This window comes from Paraburkholderia phosphatilytica, from assembly GCF_003443895.1.
Taxonomy (GTDB): Bacteria; Pseudomonadota; Gammaproteobacteria; order Burkholderiales; family Burkholderiaceae; genus Paraburkholderia; species Paraburkholderia phosphatilytica.
This window is the reverse complement of the sequence record NZ_QQOA01000029.1, coordinates 78933-99018: the sequence shown is the minus strand read 5'-3', so window position 1 is coordinate 99018 and position 20086 is coordinate 78933. Positions and strand designations below refer to the sequence as shown.

Sequence of the window (20086 nt, the reverse complement as noted above, 5' to 3'; positions counted from 1 at the left end):
TTCTGCAGCAACACTGCAACGTGCGGCTGCATTACACACCGACCTATACCTCCTGGCTAAATCAGGTGGAAAACTGGTTCGCGCGTATCCAGCGCGGCGTAATCGCGCGAGGCGTCTTCACCACCGTTAAGGATCTGGATCGCAAACTGATGCGCTATATCCGTGAGCACAACAAGAATCCGAAACCGATCAAATGGAAGTACAACGATCCATCGCGGCGAATTCGCCCGGTGCCATTTCAATGACGCGATGGACTGATATGACTCCCGGTGTCAATCGGGATGGTTTTTCGGTTGCTCGGGTTCATGTTGCTGGAATTTCCTGAGGGCGGCGTAGCAGTACGTCTCGACGGTGGATCAAACTGATATCCGCGGGTTGGGTACCGCATTACAGAAGTCCGCCCAATGAGCCTGCCGCTATCTAGAGTCGCAAGTCGGATGCAATCCGTTGCGTAGTCCGCTCGCGGGTTACTCGTGTGCCGGGCTACACCGCCTTCAGGAAACTCCTTCTGTCGTCAGGGTGCCACGGGTGATCGGGGTGATGCTGCGTCATGCGGTGAGTGCCCCGCGCGGCACGGCGAGCGACAGCGCGAGCTGACTGATGTCCCAGATGAAGCCGGAGAGCTCGCGGGCGACCGCAACCACCGCGATGTTCTTCTGCTTGCCGCGCGCGACGAGCTTGCGGTAGCGCCGGCATAAGCGCACCTGTGCATCCCAGGCGCGGTCCACAATCGGTTTCGGGATGCCCTCATGGCGGCGCTGGATCTCGGGGCTCACGCGCGCCGGATGCTGGTAGCTCCAGGCTGCCTCAACAAGCAGCTTCCTCGCGTAGCTGTTGCCGTTCTTCGTGATGCTACCCTGGCGACGCTTCTCGCCCGAAGAGTGTTCCGAAGGCGTCAGGCCCAGCTAGGCCATCAGCTGACGCGGATGGGCAAAGCGTGACAGGTCGCCAAGTTCAGCGAGCACGCCAACGGCCGTGGTGAACTGCACGCCACGCATCGTCTGCAGGGCCAGCACGACCGGATAGAAGCGCCAGTTGGTAACCGCCTCGCGCAACGCCGCTTCCAGACGCGCGCATTGTGCGAGGCGGTCCTCGATCGCGCGCCGCTGCTCCTCGAACGCCATTTGCTGCCAGGCGCTCTCGAAGGCAAACGCGCTCACCCAGCGCCGGTGCGCCGGTCCCCAGTCGGCACGGCCGGTATAGCGCACCCCATGCGAGAGCAGAAAGGCCTTCACCCGTTGCCGCGCGCGCTTCAGGTCGTCTTTGGCGCTGACCCACGTGCGCGCCAGATCGCGGAACGCTTCGTCGTCCACGCTCGGCACGTACACCGCTGAGAGGTCACCGGCGCGCAGCGATCGCACCAGCTTGATCGCATCACGCCGGTCAGTCTTGACCCGCTCGCCCGGCTTTTTCGGAATCAGCGATGGCGCGCACACCATGCACACGAATCCCTTCTGCACAAGCTGCCGGTAAAGCCCGTAGCCGCATGGACCAGCCTCGTAAACGACGCTGATGTGCCGCGCTTTTGACTGAAGGCGCCTGCACAGGCGATCAATATCCGCCGGCGTCGTGCCGGTCTTGCCCAGCAGTTCGACTTCACCCGAACCAGGCCCATACGCGACCGTGATCGATTCCTTGTGTACATCGAGACCGACGTACAGCGTAGTGCTATCGTGTTCCATGCTGGCCTCCGTGCTCGAAATCACCGGGTGCGGCCCTGTCCGCACCGTGCGGCTCTGACAGCAATGCTAACCCGCGTTTGATTTCTCACGGCAGGCCAGCCAATGCCTCACGGGAGTCATAGTGTCTAGAGAGATGCAGACAGTATTTTCTCGCGGGTCTCTCGATCCATTTTGTTCCGACATCCGCAGGGGGTATATCTGGGGGTAGCCGCACATCGTTGAATCGGGAATCCCTTGTGGGATTCGCCTCCGCGGCCAGCATGTGACTCCCACCCAGTCAGTCTCTCTGATGGTGGTCGTGGCATTGGGTAGCTTTGTCAGGACCGCGTTGGAGAATGCTTGACGGTATTCAATGACTGAGTCGTCGTCGCCACCCATCGTCTTGAGGTGCACCATCTTCGCGATTTTTTGAGCAAATTGGCGTTAATTCTCGATTGCTGTCCGCAGAGAAGCGACAAGTCTTGGATCTGAAGGCGTAGGCGCCGTCGTACCAAATAGATCAGTCGCTCAGGCTTTCGAGATAGTCCCCCCAAGCCTGCATCATTTTTTGTCTCTCTGAAATAAACTCGGCCTTGTTATACGCACGACTCGTGCGATTCCTCTCGACATGGGCTAACTGACGTTCAATCGCGAGAGGAGCAAATCCCTGTTCGTGTGCCCATGTGCTGAATGTACCTCGTGCTCCGTGCGCTCTGAAAAGCCGTTCGTTATTGAATCCAGCACGAACCAAAGCTGCATTGATTGTAGTGGCTGCCATGGTTCGTGATTTGTCTCTGGCGTTTGGGAAAAGGTAATCGACTGAGGTCTTGGGTTGGGCAATTTCTTTTACTTTTTTTAAGACTTCAATCGCCTGTGTGCTGAGCGGCACCACATGCGGACGCGCCATCTTCATGCGTTCTCCGGGAAGGACCCATATTGCTGCTTCGAGGTCAAACTCACTCCATGTTGCACTTCGCAGCTCGACAGTGCGTACTGACGTAAGTAGCAGCAGGTGCATTGCCAAGCGCGTTGGTGGAGTTCCCGTGACAGAAAACGCCGCCAGCAGGTGCTTGAGTTCATCAGCCTCCAGCGCTCGATTATGTCGAGTAGGCGGGAGTGTTACAACATCCGATGGTTTGAGTGCTGCGACAGGATTGGAGTCTACTCGTCCACTGATAATCGCTCGCCTAAATACAGCGTCAAGGTGTTGGCGCAGACGTATAGCGATGTGAGGAGCGCCCTCTGCCTTGCGTTCATCGCCTGAAAGAGTTTTGCGCTTTGCGATCGATTGGATCAGGTCATACAAGTGCGCCACCGTGATGTCACGAATTGGCATTCCACCGAGCTGCGAATCCTTCACGTAGCGTGCAAGGAAGCGCGTGGCTTGACCGTGATAGTAAGCGGTCCAGTTTCCTCGGTTGTCGCTCAGCCATTCTTCACACACCGGCCAGAGCGTGTTCTTGTGGTGGGCAACAGTCTGTTGTTGAAGACGCTTTTCGTGTGCCTTCGGATGAACGCCAGACGAGACGAGCTTGGCTGCAGCGTTGCGAAGCTGACGAGCGTCCGCTATCGAGACATCGGGAAATCGGCCGAGAGTGTAACTGCAATCCTTACCGTCCAACCGATAGTCAAATTTCCATACCTTCGAACCCGAAACCGACACCCGAAGATACATGGAATCGCGGTCGCGAATTTTATAGGGCTTGTCTTGCGGTTTGGCGTTCAGCAGCAGCGCGTAGGTGAGCTTCATGGAGTTTTCCTCGACGGACAACTATCATGAATTTTACCCGCAATTTACCCGCAAAACTGCCGGAAGCAGGCGGATTTTCCCAGATCAAACCGGATGGGTCCCCATAAACCGGATGGGCAATTCTGGCGAACGAATAGTGCTTCATCCATTCGCTGTATCCCTTTACCAGAAAGCTTCCTGAGCGTTCGATATATTGCTGCCTGGATGCTTCATAGACTTTCCGCAGCGCATACCACGGCACGGCCGGCAGATCGTGATGCACGAGGTGGTAGTTGTTGTTCAGAAACAGCAGCCGCCAGAACCATCCCGCTTCGTTGATTACCGAACGATGCGCGGCGTCGTCCGCGACGCGATGCTCATGGAACGAGCGCACCGCGCTGACTGACAGCGCACCATAGCCGGCGAGCATCAGCGCCAGTGGCGGCAAGCCGTAGCGATGCGCAAGCCACGAAGCCAGTGCGACGACCGCAACACCATGCGCGATCCACGTCGGCAGATCGCGCACGTCGCCATCGGCGAGCTTGCGCAACGCGGCTGCCAACGTCGCGACGATCGAGCACGCAGGGCCCAGCGCCAGCCGGCCGAAGAACGTATTCCGCGCCACCAGCAACGCGCGCACAAACGGCCCGCTTTCTTGCCACGTGCCAGCATCGACGAACCAGCTCTCCGGATCGAGACCGGGATGCGTCAGATGCAGATCGTTGTGATGTGCGAGGTGAGAGTCGCGATAGATGCCGAACGGAAACCACACCGCGAGCGGCGCGAAACCGAGCAACGCATTGAAGGTGGACGAGCGGGTCGGATGCCCATGCAGCAGTTCGTGCTGCAACGACAGATACCACGCGCCGGCGAGCGCAAGCAACGCAGTGGCAAGCGGCAAACCTAGCAAACGCGCATGCGTCGCGACGAAAAACCAGCTGCCATACACGGCGACGATCAGGAGCCACGTCGGCCATTCGCTGCGCCACGTCACGCTGGCGCGCAGTCGAAGCAGGGTATCGCGCTGCTGGTCGTCGAGATAATGATGGGCCATCGGCAGAACCGGTTCGAGCGCTGCATCCCACAGCAGCCGAAGGCAAACACCACCCGCCGCCACGATGCAGTGCAACCGATGCTACCGGCGCGATGCCGGCGGACGAACCAATTTGTTTGGCTAAGCATGTGCCGAAACCCGCTTAGCGCCGGATTGGCCGAGCGGGCCAAACGATGGCGATGGAGCCTTACGCCAATTCCGCTAAAGCGCGCATGCCGGACGACCAGTCACTGACTATCGACCACCTTGCAGCTGTGATCGAGCAGCACCTCGGCGCTAGCTGAACCGCGGTCTACATCGGTGCCGCTATTCACGACGAACCAGCCGCTTTGCGCGGCCGATGTTCCCGCGCCCGTCACGAGGATCGTCTGCGTGGCCATCGCGGCGGAGTCGGTGTGATCGCGCGCGACGATGCGGAACGGATCCTGATCGCCGGTCAGCGCGGTGACGCGCATCACGCGGTAACGCTGGCCGTCGAGCGTTTCCCAGCGCCAGCGCAGCGGCGGATCGCTCGCATGCTGGTCCAGCGCGGCGGTAACGTCAGTGCGCATGCAGTCGATATGGATATGCAGCTGCTGCTGCGAGCGCGCGAACTTCGAATTGATTTCCAGGCCCACCTGCTGGTCGTTCAGCGCGTGGTGCAGCGATGCATCCACGTCGTGCCGCGCGCCCCACGCATCGAGCCAGTAGTTCGGCGATCCGGCATAAAGGATCTGGTCGCTTTCGATGCCGGTCACGCGGTCGGTTGGAATCAGCAGATGCTGCGCCTTGCCGCTGATGTCCTTCAGGATCGCGTAGCGCTTCTGCAGATCGACCGTCGTGCAGTTGCCGGGATTGCCGTGATCGCGCTGCGACGGCACGCACTGCATGCTGACGATCTTCCACAGCGCGTCGGGATCGACGGTATGTAGATGCGCGCAGGCCGCGACGATCGCGGCGAACGCAAGCGCCAACGCGACGCGCGGAACACGCGCAATACGCGGATTGCGCGAAACAAACGGTAGTCGGCTCATGGCGGGCTATCGTGCGAACAGCAAAGAGGGTTGTACAACGAATCGGATCGACGGCTCAGATCACCGGCGCCGGCAGCGTGCCGAGCACCTGCTCGAACGCAATGCCGATCGCGAGCAGCCGCCGGTCGCTTCCGACTGGCCCATCGAGTTCGAGCCCGACCGGCAGGCCGTCGTGCGTCAATCCCGCCGGCAGCGACAGGCCCGGTATGCCGGCATTGCTCGCGGGGTCGGTGTTGCGCAGGTACGCGTTCATCTCGTCGATCGGCGCGCCGCCGTTGATCGATACCGTCGACGAACCTTCGAGTTCGTCGAGCGGTACCGCGGCGAGGATCGTCGTCGGAAACAGCAGCGCTTCGATACCGTACTTCGAGAACGTGTCCTCGTAATGTCGCTGCAACGCGGGGCGCGCGACGTTGAGCGCATCCGGGTACGCGGCCGCGAGCGGATCGGTCTGCATCAGGTCGTAGATGCCGCGCACGTCCGGGCTGCCGATGCGGGCAGCGACTTCGGCGACGGTCTTCACCGGCGCATCGTTCGCGACGAGCCATGCGGGTACGTCGGTCAGCGCTTCGTGGAACGCGACCGGCCCGCCGACTGCGCGGTTCAGGTCCATCACCGCGTCCATGCCGACCGGCACCAGCACCACGCCCGCGGCTTCGAGCCGCTTCAGCGCGGCGCGCGCGGCGTTTTCCACCGCGTGTTCGAGGTCGGTCCAGAACGGCCCCGGAATGCCGATGCGCAAGCCGGCAAGCGTGACCGCCGGCAGGCTCGTGTCGCCCGTGATCACGCCGTCCAGCAGCGCGACGTCGGCCACCGTGCGCGCCATCGGGCCCACGGTGTCACGCGTATGGCTGATCGGCACCACGGCGTCGGGGTCGTGATAGCGGCGCTCGGCGCCGCCATTGCCCACCGACGGCCGGAAACCGGCGATGCCGGTCAGCGCGGCCGGGATGCGCGTGGAGCCGCCGGTGTCGGTGCCGAGTCCAGCGGGCACGATGTGCGCGGCCACGGCCGCCGCGGTGCCGCCCGACGAACCACCGGGTATCAGCGACGGGTCGTACGGATTGCGCACGGGTCCCGCATGCGCGCTCAGGTTCGTGCTGGTAATGCCGAACGCGAGCTCGTGCATGTTGGCCTTGCCGAGCACGATCGCGCCGGCGTCCGTGAGCTTCGCGACCGAAGGCGCGGTGGTACGCGGCTTGAAGCCGTCGAGCGAGGGCGTGCCGGCCGAGGTCAGCAAACCCGCGGTATTGATGTTGTCCTTCACGACGACAGGCAGCCCGCACAGCGGCAGACGCGCCTTGTCAGCGGCGGGCAGCGCATCGATGCGCCGCGCTTCGGCGAGCGCGTCTTCCATATTGAGCGCGGTCAGCGCGTTGAGCGTCTCGAGCGCGGCGGCGCGCGCAAGCAGCGTCGCGACGTAGTCGGTGGCGAGCAGCTGGCCGGACCGGATCGCGGCGACCGCTTCGACGGCAGTGAGCGTGAGTTGTTGATCGACGGTCCAGCTCATGCGCAACGGCTCCTGTTCAGTGATGGTATGCGCCGCGGGCAGGCACGCGCAGATGCAGGCAGGGGCGCTGCGACGCACGCATGCCGCGAAGTCGGCATCAGCCGTACAGTACTACGTCCGGATGTTCTTGAGCGCGAGGCTCGCAGAAGGAGGCTCGCGGATGGAGCGCCAGGGTTCTGGACGCCGACGCGGCAGGAACAGGGGCTCAGGCGCGCATGGGCACGTCGCGCGACGCAGCCCAAGGCTTCAACAAAAACTTCAACGAAGGCTTCAATACGAACCCGGCGAACCCGGCTCAACGCCGGCTATCGATCCACATGCGTCCCCAGCGGAACGCATAGGCGAGCGCATGTTCCTCGTCGAAGAAGTAATCGAGCGCATCGAACGAAAAGGCCTGCGCTTTCTGTCCGGCGGCTTTCTCGATCTTGAGGTTGGCGGCGAACAGCCCGTTCGGCATCAACTGCGCGGCTGGCGCAACGTCATAGCCCTTGTAGTACATATGTCGGTTCATGATCGTGACGATGATCGTACCCGCTTGGCGTCCTCGGAACGCGACGATCGGTCAGGGAACGGGCACAGACAAGCGTAGGCGGTGCCACGGGGTGCGTGAACCAATCTTTCCTTGCAAGCAAATCACGGGTGTCCGGCAACGGTCATCGCGGATTCGCATGAGGCGGGTCGCGTAACGTTCAGCCCACTATCGGCCTGAGAAATGGCGACGTCTGTGGGTTTGCACACCGATCGAAAATGGCACGAAAGTACCGTGTTTCAAGGTGTTACGCGCGCATCGAAGGGCAGTTTTGCGGTTGAGTGCGCAACCGCACACAAACGTGCGCAAGCGCGCACCGCCTGTCATCAGGCGGCAAGTTTTGCGTTGGCCGGGCGGGGAGTGTTGAACGCGAGCGCGAAGGTGGCGGCCTGGCGGCCGACGGTCGCGAGCTGCTCGGCAACCTTCGGGTCCGAGCAGGTGGTGGCGGAGTCGAAGCGCGTTTCCAGCGTGTTGATGCCGGCGCCGAACGGCGTCGGCCAGCCCCGCAGCGCGTGCACGATCGAGCGCAGCGACGCGAGCACCGAGCCCGTTGCCTGCCAGCCGTACGCGGTGACGATGCAGCCGGCCGCGCGGCCATCGAGGTACGGCCGTTCGTCGGCGCGCAGTTCCTCGAGCGTATCGAGCGCGTTCTTCACGAGACCCGACACGCCGCCGTGATAGCCGGGCGTCGCGATCACGAGCGCGTCCGCGGCGCGCACGGCTTCGATCAGTTCGAGCTGTTCGTCGGTGCGATGCGGATGCTCGGGCGCATAGTGCGGCAGGCGGTGCAGAAATTCTCCACCGAAAAGACGCGTGCGCGCGCCCGCCTGTTCGGCGCCGCGCAGCGCGAAGCCGAGTGCACGCTCGGTCGACGACGCCGCGCGCGTCGTGCCGCCGATACCGACGACGAGCGGCCGGTGGGTCTGGTCGAAAGAGGTCAACGCAATGCTCCGTTCCGGTTCGGTCCAGCGCATTGGCAGATGAGACTGCGTGCGCTGGACGGCCTGCACGAGGGCAGGATCGAACCGACATCCTAGCGACCGGTCAGCGCGCCGCGAACCGACTTTTTGTTCTAACGATATACGCGGCGAGGGTTATCCCGACCGTCGCGGGCGCAGTCGCGGACGCAGTCGCCGATACCGATGCAGCGCACGCGACCCGCCGATAAGCATATGCAAAAGCATTGGTTGGTTGCGGGCGGACGGTGACGCTACGATGCACCCGTCTCCTCCATGACTTACTCCTTTGACATGGGACTCGGCCCCGGCATCCTCGCGACGCCGGGGCCATTTTTTTCCGCTTCGCTCGTCGACCGCGCAAGCTGAAAAGGTAACTCCGCCCGATTCCAGCCCTCCCTGCCGCCTCGCGCGATGCCCCGATCGCACGGTTTTCGGCCGCATTCCGCGATCATCCGCGAACGGACGCGCACCCGTCATATCGCGACACGCGCACAAGCCCGATGGCGCGCCGCAGCATCCCGGTGAGGCCCGCCACACAAGGCGCTCGGCGTCTCCGGTCCGAAAGACCCTGATTGGAGGTGTCGTATTTCCGCAAGCGTCTGTCGTAATTCGTCGGCAATCAAAGGTTTTTTCTAGCAACTATGTAGTCACATTGTGCGGGCCGGCGCCTGCACCACGAGGAGATGGAGTCGATGAATTCCCCTAAGGTGGTGGTCGAAGGTCTATGTAAGGTGTTCGGGAACAACCCCAAGCTCGCGCTCGACATGCTCGCAGCGGGGGCCGGGAAAGACGAAGTGTTCGCGAAGACCGGCCAGGTGGTGGGCGTGCACAAGGCCTCTTTCGACGTCAAGGAAGGCGAGATCTTCGTGCTGATGGGCCTGTCGGGCTCCGGCAAGTCGACGCTGATCCGCCTGATCAACCGGCTCGTGGAGCCGACGGCCGGCAAGGTCGTGATCGACGGTCGCGATATCGCCGCGGTGCGCCGCTCCGAGCTGACCGCGCTGCGACGCACCGACATGAGCATGGTGTTCCAGTCGTTCGCGCTGATGCCGCAACGCACGGTGCTGTCGAACGCATCGTTCGGGCTCGAGGTGGCGGGCGTCGGCAAGCGCGACCGCGAGAAGCGCGCGCTGGCCGTGCTCGAGCAGGTGGGCCTCGCGCCGTTCGCGCAGAAGCTGCCGTCGGAACTGTCGGGCGGCATGCAGCAGCGTGTGGGCCTCGCCCGCGCGCTCGCCGTCAATCCTTCGCTGATGATCATGGACGAAGCGTTCTCCGCGCTCGATCCGCTGAAGCGCAAGGAGATGCAGAACGTGCTGCTGGAACTGCAGAAGAACCAGCGCCGCACGATCCTGTTCGTGTCGCACGATCTCGAGGAGGCGATCCGGATCGGCACGCGCATCGCGATCATGGAAGGCGGCCGCATCGTGCAGATCGGCACGCCGCAGGAAATCATCAGCAACCCGGCCGACGACTACGTCCGCGCGTTCTTCGACGGCGTCGACACGAGCCGCTATCTGACCGCCGGCGACCTGATGCAGCGCGACGGCGTGCCGACGGTGCGCTCGCTCGATGCGTCGAGCGTCGCCGAGTCGCTGAACGGCAGCGCCGAATACGCGTTCGTGCTGGACGGCGAGCGCCGCATCCGCGGCTTCGTGACGCGCGATGCGATGGGCAGCGCGACGCCGGACGTGAAGCAGGTCGAGTCGGTCTCGCTCGGCGCGACGCTCGAGCAGGTCGTGTCGCGGGTCTGCGCGAGCAGCACCGCGCTGCCGGTGGTCGACGCCGAACAGCGTTACTGCGGCTCCGTCGATCAGGCGATGGTTCTGAAAGTCCTTACCCGCAATCGAGGTTCCCATGTCTGAGATCATCCCACTCGGCCGCTGGGTCGACGACTCCGTCCATTACCTGCTGGATCACGACGCCAATACGTTCGATGCGATCGGCAAGGGGATCGAGAGCTTTGCCGCGCTCGTCGAGCACAGCCTGCAGGCCATTCCGATGTGGCTGATGATCGCGATCTTCGTCGGCATCGGCCTGTGGCGGGTCGGCTGGCGCTTCGCGACGTTCGCGCTGCTGTCGCTGCTGCTGATCTACGCGACCGGGTTCTACGACGAGCTGGTGATCACGCTTGGCCTCACGCTGTCGTCGACGGTGATCAGCCTCGTGTTCGGCATTCCGATCGGCATCTGGACCGCGAAGAACAAGCACGTGAACATGATCGTGCGCCCGATCCTCGACCTGATGCAGACGATGCCGGCCTTCGTCTACCTGATTCCGGCGGCGATGCTGTTCGGTCTCGGCCGCGTGCCGGGCATTCTGTCCACGGTGATCTTCGCGATGCCGCCGGCCGTGCGTCTGACGAGCCTCGGCATCCGCCATGTGAACCGCGAGATCGTCGAAGCGGGGCAGGCGTTCGGCTGCACGCCGTGGCAGCTGCTCTACAAGGTGCAGTTTCCGAACGCGCTGCCGTCGATCATGCAGGGCGTGAACCAGACCATCATGATGGCGCTGTCGATGGTGATCATCGCGTCGATGGTCGGCGCGGGCGGTCTCGGCAACGACGTGCTGGCGAGTATCCAGCGCCTCGATATCGGCCTCGGTTTCGAAAGCGGTCTGTCGGTGGTGCTGCTCGCGATCATTCTCGACCGCATCACGGAAAGCTTCGGCCGCGCGCCGGGCGGAGCGAAGCAGCCGAAGCTCTCGGGCCTGCGCAGCATGATGCGCGTGCGTCGCGCCGCGCCGGTCGCGCAGCAAGGCTGATTCATCGCGCTGATTCACACGGCAGCTCATTCGCGGCCGCACCATTCGACCAGTAAAACAACGGGTTCGCGACACGACAGGTGTCGTGCGCGAACCCGGCCAGAGTTCGCCGTTGATCCATGGAGGGCGACGTGACGTCCGCCACGATTGCTGCATCGCCGTTGACGGGACTTGCGCATTTCGGTTTCCTGACCTTACCCAGCTTCTCGATGATCGCGTTCACGAGCGCGATTGAAGTGCTACGGATGGCTAACTATGTCGGCCGCGCGCAGCACTACCGCTGGTCGATCCTGACGCCGGACGGCGTGCCGGTGCGCGCGAGCAACGGCATCACCGTGAAGCCGACGCGCTCGCTCGACGAAAGCGGCATGCCGGACGTGCTGATCGTCTGTGGCGGCACGCAGATCCGCAACGCCGTGGACAGCCGCGTGACGACGCTGCTGGGCGAGCTGGCGGAGCAGGGCGTGCCGCTCGGCGGCATCTGCACCGGCGCGTATGCGCTGATGGCGGCGGGCCTGCTCGACGACTACAAGTGCACGGTGCACTGGGAAGATCTGTCCGCGCTGCACCGCGAGTTTCCGCGCGTGCATTTCGCCGACGAGCTGTTCGTGATCGATCGCGACCGGCTGACCTGCACCGGCGGCACCGCGCCGCTCGACCTGATGCTGAATCTCGTCGGCAGCCGGCTGGGGCGCAACGTGGCCGCGCAGGTGTCGGAGCAGTTCATCCTCGAGCGGATTCGCAGCGCGAGCGACCCGCAGCCGATTCCGGTCGACGCGCGGGTGGGCTTCTCGCGCGCCGAGCTGATCGAGGTGGTGCGGCTGATGGAAGCGAACATCGAGGAGCCGTTGTCGCTCGACGAACTCGCGCGGCTCGTGCAGCTCTCGCAGCGGCACCTGCAACGGATGTTCAAGGTGTACCTGAACGTGTCGCCGACGCACTATTACCTGTCGCTGCGCCTGCGGCGCGCGCGCGAACTGCTGCGCACGACGGATGCGTCGATCGCGAGCGTGACGAGCGTGTGCGGGTTTCATTCGCCGTGCCACTTCAGCAAGGCGTATCGCGCGCAGTTCGGTCATGCGCCAAGTGTCGAGCGGAGGCAGCCGGCTTGAGCGTGCGAGCGCGTGCGCTCGCATGAGCGCCGACACTGACGGTTTCTGTCAAGGGTAGGTGGATTGAGCGCGTGATTGCCTGCCAGGGGCGTCACGCGTCTTTTTTTGTGCTGCATTTTAACCGCGCGGCAAGGCTCAAGCCTTCACGTCGAACCCATCGACATAACCACGCGGATCGTTGCCATCCCACACGCGACCATCGATGAACGTCTGCGGCGCAGCGAGCGCCGCGGCAGACGGCACTACAACCTGCATCTGCGCCGCGGCCTGCTCGTACAGCGCCGTCTGGTTGATCGCCTCCGCGATCGCCTGATAGTTGTCGCGCGGCGCGATCATCCCCCAGCGCTCGTACTGCGTGAGGAACCACACGCCATCGGACGGCACGGGGACATTCACGCGGCCTTCGGCAAAGAAGCGCATCGGCAGACGGCGCGCATCGGGTTGCTGCAATGCCTGATCGCCGATACCAAACCGCCTGGCGATCACCGCCTCCGGCGCGCCGAGCAATTCGGGCTGCGCGAGCCACCGCGCGATATCGGAGCGATGCGGCGGCTCGTCGAGCCAGCGGCACGCTTCGAGCATCGTGCGCACCAGCGCCCGTGCGGTATTCGGATATCGCTCGACGAAATCGCGCCGGCTCGCGAGCACCTTCTCCGGATGGTCGGGCCACACTTCGCTCGTATACGCGGCCGTTCTGCCGACGCCGCGCGCCTCGGCCAGCGCATTCCACGGTTCGCCGACGCACAACCCATCCAGCTCGTTGTCGGCGAGCGACGGCACCATCTGCGGCGGCGGAATCACGACGCTCGTCACATCGGAGAGCGGGTGCACGCCGTGCGCTGCGAGCCAGTAGTACAGCCACATCGCATGCGTGCCGGTCGGAAAGGTCTGCGCGAACACGGGGCGTCGGCCGAGCGTCGCCAAGGCAGCGGGCAGCGAGCCGTGCTCGTCGAGCGCGGCCGCGACGCGGTTCGACAGCGTGATCGCCTGGCCGTTGCGGTTTAGCACCATCAGCACCGCCATGTCCGTCTGTGGACCGCCGAGCCCGAGCTGCACGCCATACACGAGGCCGTACAGCGCGTGCGCGGCATCGAGCTCGCCGGACAGCAGGCGGTCGCGCACGGCGGCCCACGAAGGCTGGCGCACCAGTTCGAGCGTGAGCCCGTGCGCATGGCCGAACTCGAGCAGCTTCGCGGCGACGAGCGGCGCGGCGTCCGACAGCGGCACGAAGCCGAGCCGCAGATGGGTCTTTTCGAGCGCGCCGTCATGACGCGTGGCGGGACCAGAAGCGGGACTCGAAGCGGGCGCGGAGGCAGAGGCGTTCATGGCGAGGTCAGCCTGACGAGTCGGCGGCCGCGACGATCTGGCGCGCGACCTCGACGAGTTTGATGCCCTGGTTCATCGCGCGCTTGCGCAACGTCGCATAGGCAGCGGGTTCGGACAGGTGCTGCCGGTCCATCAGCAGCCGTTTCGCGCGGTCGATCACCTTGCGCTCGGCGAGTTCGTTCTCCGCCTGCGCGAGCCGTTCGCGCAGTTCGGCCTCATGCGCGAAGCGCGCGAGCGCGGTTTCGAGGATCGGCGCGAGCTTGCCGGTGTCGAGGCCTTCGACGAGGTACGCGGTGACGCCCGCGCCGACCGCCGCGCGGATCAGCTGCTGGTTCGCGTCGTGGCTGAACATCAGCACCGGGCGTGGCGCGGTGGCGTTCATCACCGCGAGCTGTTCCAGCGTGTCCCGCGACGGCGACTCGGTGTCGATGATGATCACGTCCGGCCGCTCGGTGGCGACGACCGCGTGCAACGCCTGCGGCGTCGCCGTATTCGCGAGCATGTCGTAGCCGAGCCGCGCGAGCGCATCGCGCAGATCGCCGATCGGCTTGTCGGTGTCGGTGACGAGCAGTACCCGCAGCATCGAATGAATCAAGAGAGAGCGAGACGACAGTTTAGCTGGCGACGGCTGCGGCGTCGCACATTCGTTTGAGTTCGGGAACGCACGAGCCGCAGACGGTGCCGCAGCCGAGCGTCGCTTTCAGTTCGGGCACGCTCGCGCCGCGCGCGATCGCTTCGTCGATGCTGCTCTTCGTCACCTGCTTGCAGTTGCACACCACCTGGTCGCGCACGACGTTCGCGCGCTGTGCCGAGAACACCGTGAAGCGCGGTCCGCTCCATGGCGCGCCGTCGCCGAGCGCGGCCAGCAGCGCGTCGGTGCTGGTCACATCGCCCGCGAGCAGGAAGCCGACGATCCGGCTGCCGTCCCAGCCGACCCGTTTGTCGAGGCCGCGGCGCGCGTCGCGGTAGACGAGCAGGTCGTCGCCGGCGGGCATCGCGAGCGCGGCCGTGACCGCGTCGAGCCAGCCCTCGGGCGCTTCGGTGTGCGCGGCGCGCAGCACCAGCACGTCGTCGGCGTCGTAGGTCAGCGATGCGTAGCGGCAGGTCTTCAAGAGCGGCTGCAGCGCCGCGTGCAGCGCGAGCGTATCGCAGCGGCGCGCGGCGGTCATCTGCCACGGCAGCTTCGCGGCTTCGACGCGTACCGCCGCGTGCTTCAGCTCGGGTTGCTTCGACAGCGGATCGACGGCGGGCTGGGTGGCTTCGTTAATGCCGCCGCTCGCGAGGTACTGCGCGTTCCAGTGCATCGGCACGTACAGCGTGCCCGACTGCACGTCGTCGGACAGCTGCAGCGGCAGGATCAGTTCGCCGCGCCGGCTCGCGATCCGCACGAGGTCGCCGTCCTTCAGGCTGCGTCGCGCAGCATCGCCGGGCTGCATGTTGACGACCGCCTGCGGCGCGTGTGCGAGCAGTTTCGCGACGCGGCCGGTGCGGCTCATGCCATGCCACTGGTCGCGCAGCCGGCCGGTCAGCAGACGGAACGGATAGCGCGGGCTCGTTGGTTCGGCTACCGGCAGGTAGTCCGTCGCGTGAAAACGCGCGCGTCCATTGGCGGTGGCGAAGATGCCGTCGGTGTAGCGACGCGCGTCGCCGCCTTCGGCTGCGTTACGGCGCTTCGGAAACGGCCACTGCTGCGGGCCGTGCGCGTCGAGCACGTCGTACGTCAGCCCGCCGATATCGAGGTCGCGCCCTTCGGTCAGCAGCCGGTGCTCGTCGAACACCGCTTCGGGCGTGTCGAACGGGAACAGCGGCTTGCTCGCTTCCTTGAAGGTCAGGCCTTGAATCCGCTTCGCCACTTCGTTGGCGATCCACCAGTCCGGCTTCGCGTCGCCGGCGGGCGCGACGGCCGCGCGCACGCGCGAGATGCGGCGCTCCGAGTTGGTCACGGTGCCTGCTTTCTCGCCCCACGTCGCGGCGGGCAGCAGCACGTCCGCATACGGGACGGTGTCGGTCTGCGTGAACGCTTCCTGCACGACGACGAACTCGGCGGTATCGAGCGCTTCGCGCACGCGGCCGATGTCGGGCATCGAATGGACCGGGTTCGTGCACGCGATCCAGATCGCCTTCACCTTGCCCGAGCGCACCGCGTCGAACAGTTCGACGGCGGGCAGGCCGGGGCGGTCCGACAGCGCATCGATACCCCACAGCCGTGCCACTTCGTCGCGATGTTCCGCATTGCCGATGTCGCGATGCGCGGCGAGCATCGTCGCCATGCCGCCCACTTCACGGCCGCCCATCGCGTTCGGCTGGCCGGTCAGCGAGAACGGTCCCGCGCCCGCGCGGCCGATCTGCCGCGTCGCGAGATGCAGGTTGATCAGCGCGAGGTTCTTGTCGGTGCCGCGGCTCGACTGGTTAAGGCCCATGCAGTAGAGCGACAGCGCGGCGGGGCTCGCGCCGAACCACCCGGCCGCCTTGATCAGATCGCTTTCCGCGATCCCGCACAGCTCGGCCGCGATGCGCGGCGTGAACTCGCGCACGGTCGCCTTCAACGCGTCGAAGCCCTCGGTGTGCGCCGCGATGTAGTCGCGATCGATCAGTCCTTCCCAGATCAGGTGATGCAGCATCCCATTGAACAGCGCGACGTCGGTGCCGGGCTCGATCGCGAGATGCAGGTCGGCCATCGCGGCGGTATCGGTGCGGCGCGGATCGACGACGATCCAGCGGATCGCCGGGTTCGCCGCCTTCGCCGCTTCGAGCCGGCGAAACAGCACCGGATGCGCCCACGCCATGTTGCTGCCCGCGAACAGCACGGTCTGCGCCTGTTCGAGGTCTTCGTAGCAGGTGGGCGGGCCATCGGCGCCGAGCGCCATCTTGTACGCGGTCACCGCGCTCGACATGCACAGGCGCGAGTTCGTATCGATGTTGTTGGTGCCGATCAGCCCCTTCGCGAGCTTGTTGAAGACGTAGTAGTCCTCGGTCAGCAGCTGCCCGGAGATGTAGAACGCGACCGAATCCGGGCCATGCTCGGCGGCGATGCGCGCGAAGCGTGCCGCGACGTGATCGAGCGCTTCGTCCCATTCGACCTGTCGACGCGGCGTGCCGCGATCCAGCCGCAGTTCCGGATACAGCGCACGGCCGGTGTCCCGCGCTGCCGTATCGGCGAGCGCGAGCCCCTTCGTGCACAGTCGGCCGAAGTTCGCCGGATGGTCCGGGTCGCCCGCCACGCCGGTGATGCGGCCGTGCTCCGCTTCGATCAGCACGCCGCAGCCGACACCGCAATAGCAGCAGGTGGAACGGGTGACGGTCTTCATCGTGGCTCCGGGCGGTCGGTGGGCGGGGTGGAGGGCATCGGTTTTTGCGTGTGCTGACGTGCTCGCGCCGCGCTCACTCGTCGGCGGCGAGCTGCAGGAACACGCTGCCGTCGTCAGTCACGCGCACCGGAAAGCGCCGCGCGCAGCCGACGTCCGGCGCGCGCGCGTTGCCTGACGCGAGATCGATATTCCACGCGTGCAGCGGACACGTGACGCTCTCGCCGTGCACGATGCCTTGCGACAGCGCGCCGCCCTTGTGCGGACAGCGGTCGAGCAGCGCGAACACGTTGTCGCTCGCGGTGCGGAAGATCGCGACGTGGTTGCCGTCGTCGCGTTGCAGCACGCGGCTGCCGAGCGGCGGAATCTCGGACACCGCGCAGACGCGCGTCCAGGAGGAGGTGACTTGCATATCCATGGCGTGCGTGTCCTTAAGCGATGACCTTGAGCGGAATGTATTCGTGCTGCTGCTTGCCTTCCACGCGCTGTTCCCACGGATCGGACAGACCTTCGAGCGAGTAGAGCAGGCGTTCGTACAGCGCCTTGCGGTTCGCTTCGTCGTCGACGATCTTCTTCTTCACGTAGTCGAGACCCACGCGCGCGATGTAATGCACCGTGCGGTCCAGGTAGTACGCCTCTTCGCGGTAGAGCTGCAGGAACGCGCCGCTGTACTCCTTCACCTCGTCGGCGGTTTTCACTTTCGCGAGGAACTGCGCGACCTCGGTCTTGATGCCGCCGTTGCCGCCCACGTAGAGTTCCCAGCCACTGTCCACCGCGATCACGCCGACGTCCTTGATGCCCGCTTCCGCGCAGTTGCGCGGGCAGCCCGACACCGCGAGCTTCACCTTGTGCGGCGACCACATGTTCGCGAGCATCGTTTCGAGGTCGATGCCCATCTGCGTGCTGTTCTGCGTGCCGAAGCGGCAGAACTCGCTGCCCACGCAGGTCTTCACGGTGCGGATCGATTTGCCGTACGCATGACCCGACTTCATACCGAGATCGCGCCACACGTTGGGCAGGTCTTCCTTCTTCACGCCGAGCAGGTCGATGCGCTGGCCGCCCGTGACCTTCACCATCGGGATGTTGTACTTGTCCGCGACGTCCGCGATGCGGCGCAGTTCCGACGGATTCGTCACGCCGCCCTTCATCTGCGGCACGACGGAGAACGTGTTGTCCTTCTGGATGTTCGCGTGCACGCGTTCGTTGACGAAGCGGCTTTGCGGGTCGTCGATCGCTTCGTGCGGCCACGTGGACAGCATGTAGTAGTTGATCGCCGGCCGGCAGGTCGCGCAGCCGTTCGGCGTGCGCCATTCGAGGAAGTCGTACACCTCGCGATGCGACAGCAGCTTGTGATCGCGGATCGCCTTGCGCACGTCGGCATGCGTGTAGTCGCTGCAATGGCAGACGGGCTTCGTCTTCGGCGTTTCCTGGAAGCTGGAGCCGACCGTGCTCATCAGGATCTGCTCGACGAGACCCGTGCACGAGCCGCACGAACTCGAAGCCTTGGTGTGCTTCTTCACGTCGTCGAGCGTGAACAGGCCTTTCTCGGTGATCGCCTTCACGATCGTGCCTTTGCACACGCCGTTGCAGCCGCACACTTCGTCGGTGTCGGCCATCGCGGCCGCGCGGCTCTGGCCCTGCACGCCCGCATCGCCCACGCTCGATTCGCCGAACATGATGTGATCGCGCAGTTCGCCGAGCTTGCGGCCTTCGCGCAGCAGCTTGAAGTACCACGCGCCGTCGGCGGTGTCGCCGTACAGGCACGCGCCCACCAGCTGGTCGTCCTTGATCACGAGCTTTTTGTACACGCCGCCCGCGGGGTCCGATAGCACGATTTCCTCGGTGCCTTCGCTGCCGTTGAAGTCGCCGGCGGAGAACAGATCGATGCCTGTTACTTTCAGTTTGGTGGACAGCACCGAGCCCTTGTAGCTGCCGATGCCCATCAGCGCGAGGTGGTTCGCGCACACCTTCGCCTGCTCGAAGAGCGGCGCGACGAGGCCGTACGCGATGCCGCGATGGTTCACGCATTCGCCGACCGCGTAGATGCGCGGATCGTACGTTTGCAGCGCATCGGTCACGACGATGCCGCGATTGCAGTAGAGGCCCGCCGATTCGGCGAGCGTCGTGTTCGGACGGATGCCCGCGGCCATCACCACGAGATCCGTATCGAGCGTCTCGCCATCCTTGAAGCGCACGCCGGTCACTTCGCCGGCTTCGTTGCCGATAATCTCGGCGGTCGAGCGGTTCAGCAGGAACGCGAGGCCGCGCGCTTCGAGCGAGCGTTGCAGCAGCTGGCCGGCGGCCGTATCGAGTTGACGTTCGAGCAGCGTATCGGCGAGGTGCACGACCGTCACGTCCATGCCGCGCAGCTTCAGTCCGTTGGCCGCTTCGAGCCCGAGCAGCCCGCCGCCGATCACGACCGCGCGGCGCTTCACCGTCGCCGCGTCGATCATCGACTGCGTGTCGTAGATGTCGCGATAGGTGATCACGCCCTTCAGGTCCTTACCCGGCACCGGCAGGATGAACGGCGTCGAGCCGGTCGCGATCAGCAGGCGGTCGTACGGCGCTTCGCTGCCGTCGCTCGCGATCACCTTGCGGCGCACGCGATCGATCTTCTCCACCGACACGCCACAGTGCAGCGTGATGTGGTGTTCGTCGTACCACGCGAGCGGATTGAGGATGATGTCGTCGAAGGTCTGCTCGCCCGCGAGCACCGGCGACAGCAGGATGCGGTTGTAGTTCGGATGCGGCTCCGCGCCGAACACGGTGATGTCGTAGTGATCCGGTGCGATCGCGAGCAGCTCTTCGAGCGTGCGGATGCCGGCCATGCCATTGCCGATGACGACGAGACGGGGCTTGTTCATGATGTCGATGGTTGCGTCGTTGGATCGAGGCCGCGCGTGGGGCGCGCTGGCTGCGACGAACGTCGAACGTCATTGCCCGACTGGAATGCTCGCTTCGCGGGCCCGGGCGTCGTTGCGGCGGGCGGCGCGTCTCCGCTGCATTGCGGAGTTCGGAACGTAATTAGCAACGGCCATGCCAATTTGATGATTCGCCGGAAAGCCTTGTTGTATAAGGCTTTGCGGGCGATGCGCCGAACTGGGGAACGGGGCTTGCCGCACCGCAGC

At 64.8% G+C, this 20086-nt stretch carries 13 protein-coding genes and 3 pseudogenes; 4 read left to right on the top strand and 12 right to left on the bottom strand.

The annotated features are described in order from the left end of the window. Nucleotides 1-245: pseudogene (locus DVS29_RS26015) on the top strand (IS630 family transposase); the annotation flags it as partial. A gap of 303 nt (nucleotides 246-548) precedes the next feature. On the opposite strand, the pseudogene DVS29_RS26010 reads toward DVS29_RS26015, so the two are convergent. The 7 genes and pseudogenes from DVS29_RS26010 to DVS29_RS25980 all read right to left on the bottom strand — a co-directional run bounded on the left by DVS29_RS26010 (nucleotide 549) and on the right by DVS29_RS25980 (nucleotide 8437). After that, nucleotides 549-1682 (bottom strand): annotated as a pseudogene (locus DVS29_RS26010) (IS110 family RNA-guided transposase). A 499-nt stretch (nucleotides 1683-2181) separates the two neighbouring features. Continuing rightward, complete coding sequence (locus DVS29_RS26005) at nucleotides 2182-3411, bottom strand: tyrosine-type recombinase/integrase (protein WP_118183394.1); 1230 nt, start codon at nucleotides 3409-3411, stop codon at nucleotides 2182-2184. After that, nucleotides 3356-4444: a fatty acid desaturase gene (locus tag DVS29_RS26000; RefSeq protein ID WP_118183393.1), complete on the bottom strand. Its 1089-nt coding sequence runs from the start codon at nucleotides 4442-4444 to the stop codon at nucleotides 3356-3358. Before DVS29_RS26000 ends, DVS29_RS26005 begins: the two co-directional genes overlap by 56 nt. Before the next feature lie 227 nt (nucleotides 4445-4671). Then, complete coding sequence (locus DVS29_RS25995) at nucleotides 4672-5457, bottom strand: CDP-diacylglycerol diphosphatase (RefSeq protein ID WP_118183392.1); 786 nt, start codon at nucleotides 5455-5457, stop codon at nucleotides 4672-4674. Nucleotides 5458-5512: 55 nt separating this feature from the next. Then, a complete protein-coding gene (gene iaaH / locus DVS29_RS25990) occupies nucleotides 5513-6967 on the bottom strand; it encodes an indoleacetamide hydrolase (protein ID WP_118183391.1) in 1455 nt (484 codons plus the stop codon). Nucleotides 6968-7262: 295 nt separating this feature from the next. Then, nucleotides 7263-7478: a transcriptional regulator gene (locus tag DVS29_RS25985; protein ID WP_118183390.1), complete on the bottom strand. Its 216-nt coding sequence runs from the start codon at nucleotides 7476-7478 to the stop codon at nucleotides 7263-7265. A 344-nt stretch (nucleotides 7479-7822) separates the two neighbouring features. Then, nucleotides 7823-8437: an NAD(P)H-dependent oxidoreductase gene (locus DVS29_RS25980; RefSeq protein ID WP_118183401.1), complete on the bottom strand. Its 615-nt coding sequence runs from the start codon at nucleotides 8435-8437 to the stop codon at nucleotides 7823-7825. Between the two features lie 597 nt (nucleotides 8438-9034). Here DVS29_RS25980 and DVS29_RS25975 point away from each other — a divergent pair. The 3 genes and pseudogenes from DVS29_RS25975 to DVS29_RS25965 all read left to right on the top strand — a co-directional run. Beyond that, nucleotides 9035-10317: pseudogene (locus DVS29_RS25975) on the top strand (quaternary amine ABC transporter ATP-binding protein); the annotation flags it as partial. After that, a complete protein-coding gene (choW, locus tag DVS29_RS25970) occupies nucleotides 10310-11215 on the top strand; it encodes a choline ABC transporter permease subunit (protein ID WP_118183389.1) in 906 nt (301 codons plus the stop codon). The pseudogene DVS29_RS25975 and the gene choW, both read left to right, overlap by 8 nt. A 119-nt stretch (nucleotides 11216-11334) precedes the next feature. After that, nucleotides 11335-12327, top strand: a complete 993-nt coding sequence (locus DVS29_RS25965) for a GlxA family transcriptional regulator (protein ID WP_118183388.1) — start codon at nucleotides 11335-11337, stop codon at nucleotides 12325-12327. 135 nt (nucleotides 12328-12462) lie between these two features. Here the strand turns inward: DVS29_RS25965 and DVS29_RS25960 are convergent, their stop codons facing one another. From DVS29_RS25960 to nirB, 5 genes are all read right to left on the bottom strand, one after another. Further along, nucleotides 12463-13653 carry a CmpA/NrtA family ABC transporter substrate-binding protein gene (locus DVS29_RS25960; protein ID WP_118183387.1) on the bottom strand — a complete coding sequence of 397 codons (1191 nt, stop codon included), beginning with the start codon at nucleotides 13651-13653 and terminating at the stop codon, nucleotides 12463-12465. A gap of 7 nt (nucleotides 13654-13660) precedes the next feature. Continuing rightward, nucleotides 13661-14236 carry an ANTAR domain-containing response regulator gene (locus tag DVS29_RS25955; protein WP_118183386.1) on the bottom strand — a complete coding sequence of 192 codons (576 nt, stop codon included), beginning with the start codon at nucleotides 14234-14236 and terminating at the stop codon, nucleotides 13661-13663. A 31-nt stretch (nucleotides 14237-14267) separates the two neighbouring features. Further along, nucleotides 14268-16961, bottom strand: a complete 2694-nt coding sequence (locus tag DVS29_RS25950) for a nitrate reductase (RefSeq protein ID WP_118183385.1) — start codon at nucleotides 16959-16961, stop codon at nucleotides 14268-14270. Between the two features lie 73 nt (nucleotides 16962-17034). Then, nucleotides 17035-17376: a nitrite reductase small subunit NirD gene (nirD, locus tag DVS29_RS25945; RefSeq protein WP_118183384.1), complete on the bottom strand. Its 342-nt coding sequence runs from the start codon at nucleotides 17374-17376 to the stop codon at nucleotides 17035-17037. A gap of 13 nt (nucleotides 17377-17389) precedes the next feature. Continuing rightward, the gene (nirB, locus tag DVS29_RS25940) at nucleotides 17390-19822 is read right to left on the bottom strand and encodes a nitrite reductase large subunit NirB (RefSeq protein ID WP_118183383.1); all 2433 of its coding nucleotides are present in this window, start codon (nucleotides 19820-19822) and stop codon (nucleotides 17390-17392) included. Nucleotides 19823-20086 lie beyond the last annotated feature (264 nt).

What these genes read in the sequence shown, in the direction of transcription:
- DVS29_RS25955 (WP_118183386.1), bottom strand. Translation starts at nt 14,236, where the DNA reads ATGCTGCGGGTACTGCTCGTCACCGACACCGACAAGCCGATCGGCGAT.
- DVS29_RS25995 (WP_118183392.1), bottom strand. Translation starts at nt 5,457, where the DNA reads ATGAGCCGACTACCGTTTGTTTCGCGCAATCCGCGTATTGCGCGTGTT.
- DVS29_RS26005 (WP_118183394.1), bottom strand. Translation starts at nt 3,411, where the DNA reads ATGAAGCTCACCTACGCGCTGCTGCTGAACGCCAAACCGCAAGACAAG.
- DVS29_RS25960 (WP_118183387.1), bottom strand. Translation starts at nt 13,653, where the DNA reads ATGAACGCCTCTGCCTCCGCGCCCGCTTCGAGTCCCGCTTCTGGTCCC.
- DVS29_RS26000 (WP_118183393.1), bottom strand. Translation starts at nt 4,444, where the DNA reads ATGGCCCATCATTATCTCGACGACCAGCAGCGCGATACCCTGCTTCGA.
- nirD (WP_118183384.1), bottom strand. Translation starts at nt 17,376, where the DNA reads ATGGATATGCAAGTCACCTCCTCCTGGACGCGCGTCTGCGCGGTGTCC.
- DVS29_RS25985 (WP_118183390.1), bottom strand. Translation starts at nt 7,478, where the DNA reads ATGAACCGACATATGTACTACAAGGGCTATGACGTTGCGCCAGCCGCG.
- iaaH (WP_118183391.1), bottom strand. Translation starts at nt 6,967, where the DNA reads ATGAGCTGGACCGTCGATCAACAACTCACGCTCACTGCCGTCGAAGCG.
- DVS29_RS25950 (WP_118183385.1), bottom strand. Translation starts at nt 16,961, where the DNA reads ATGAAGACCGTCACCCGTTCCACCTGCTGCTATTGCGGTGTCGGCTGC.
- DVS29_RS25965 (WP_118183388.1), top strand. Translation starts at nt 11,335, where the DNA reads ATGGAGGGCGACGTGACGTCCGCCACGATTGCTGCATCGCCGTTGACG.
- choW (WP_118183389.1), top strand. Translation starts at nt 10,310, where the DNA reads ATGTCTGAGATCATCCCACTCGGCCGCTGGGTCGACGACTCCGTCCAT.
- nirB (WP_118183383.1), bottom strand. Translation starts at nt 19,822, where the DNA reads ATGAACAAGCCCCGTCTCGTCGTCATCGGCAATGGCATGGCCGGCATC.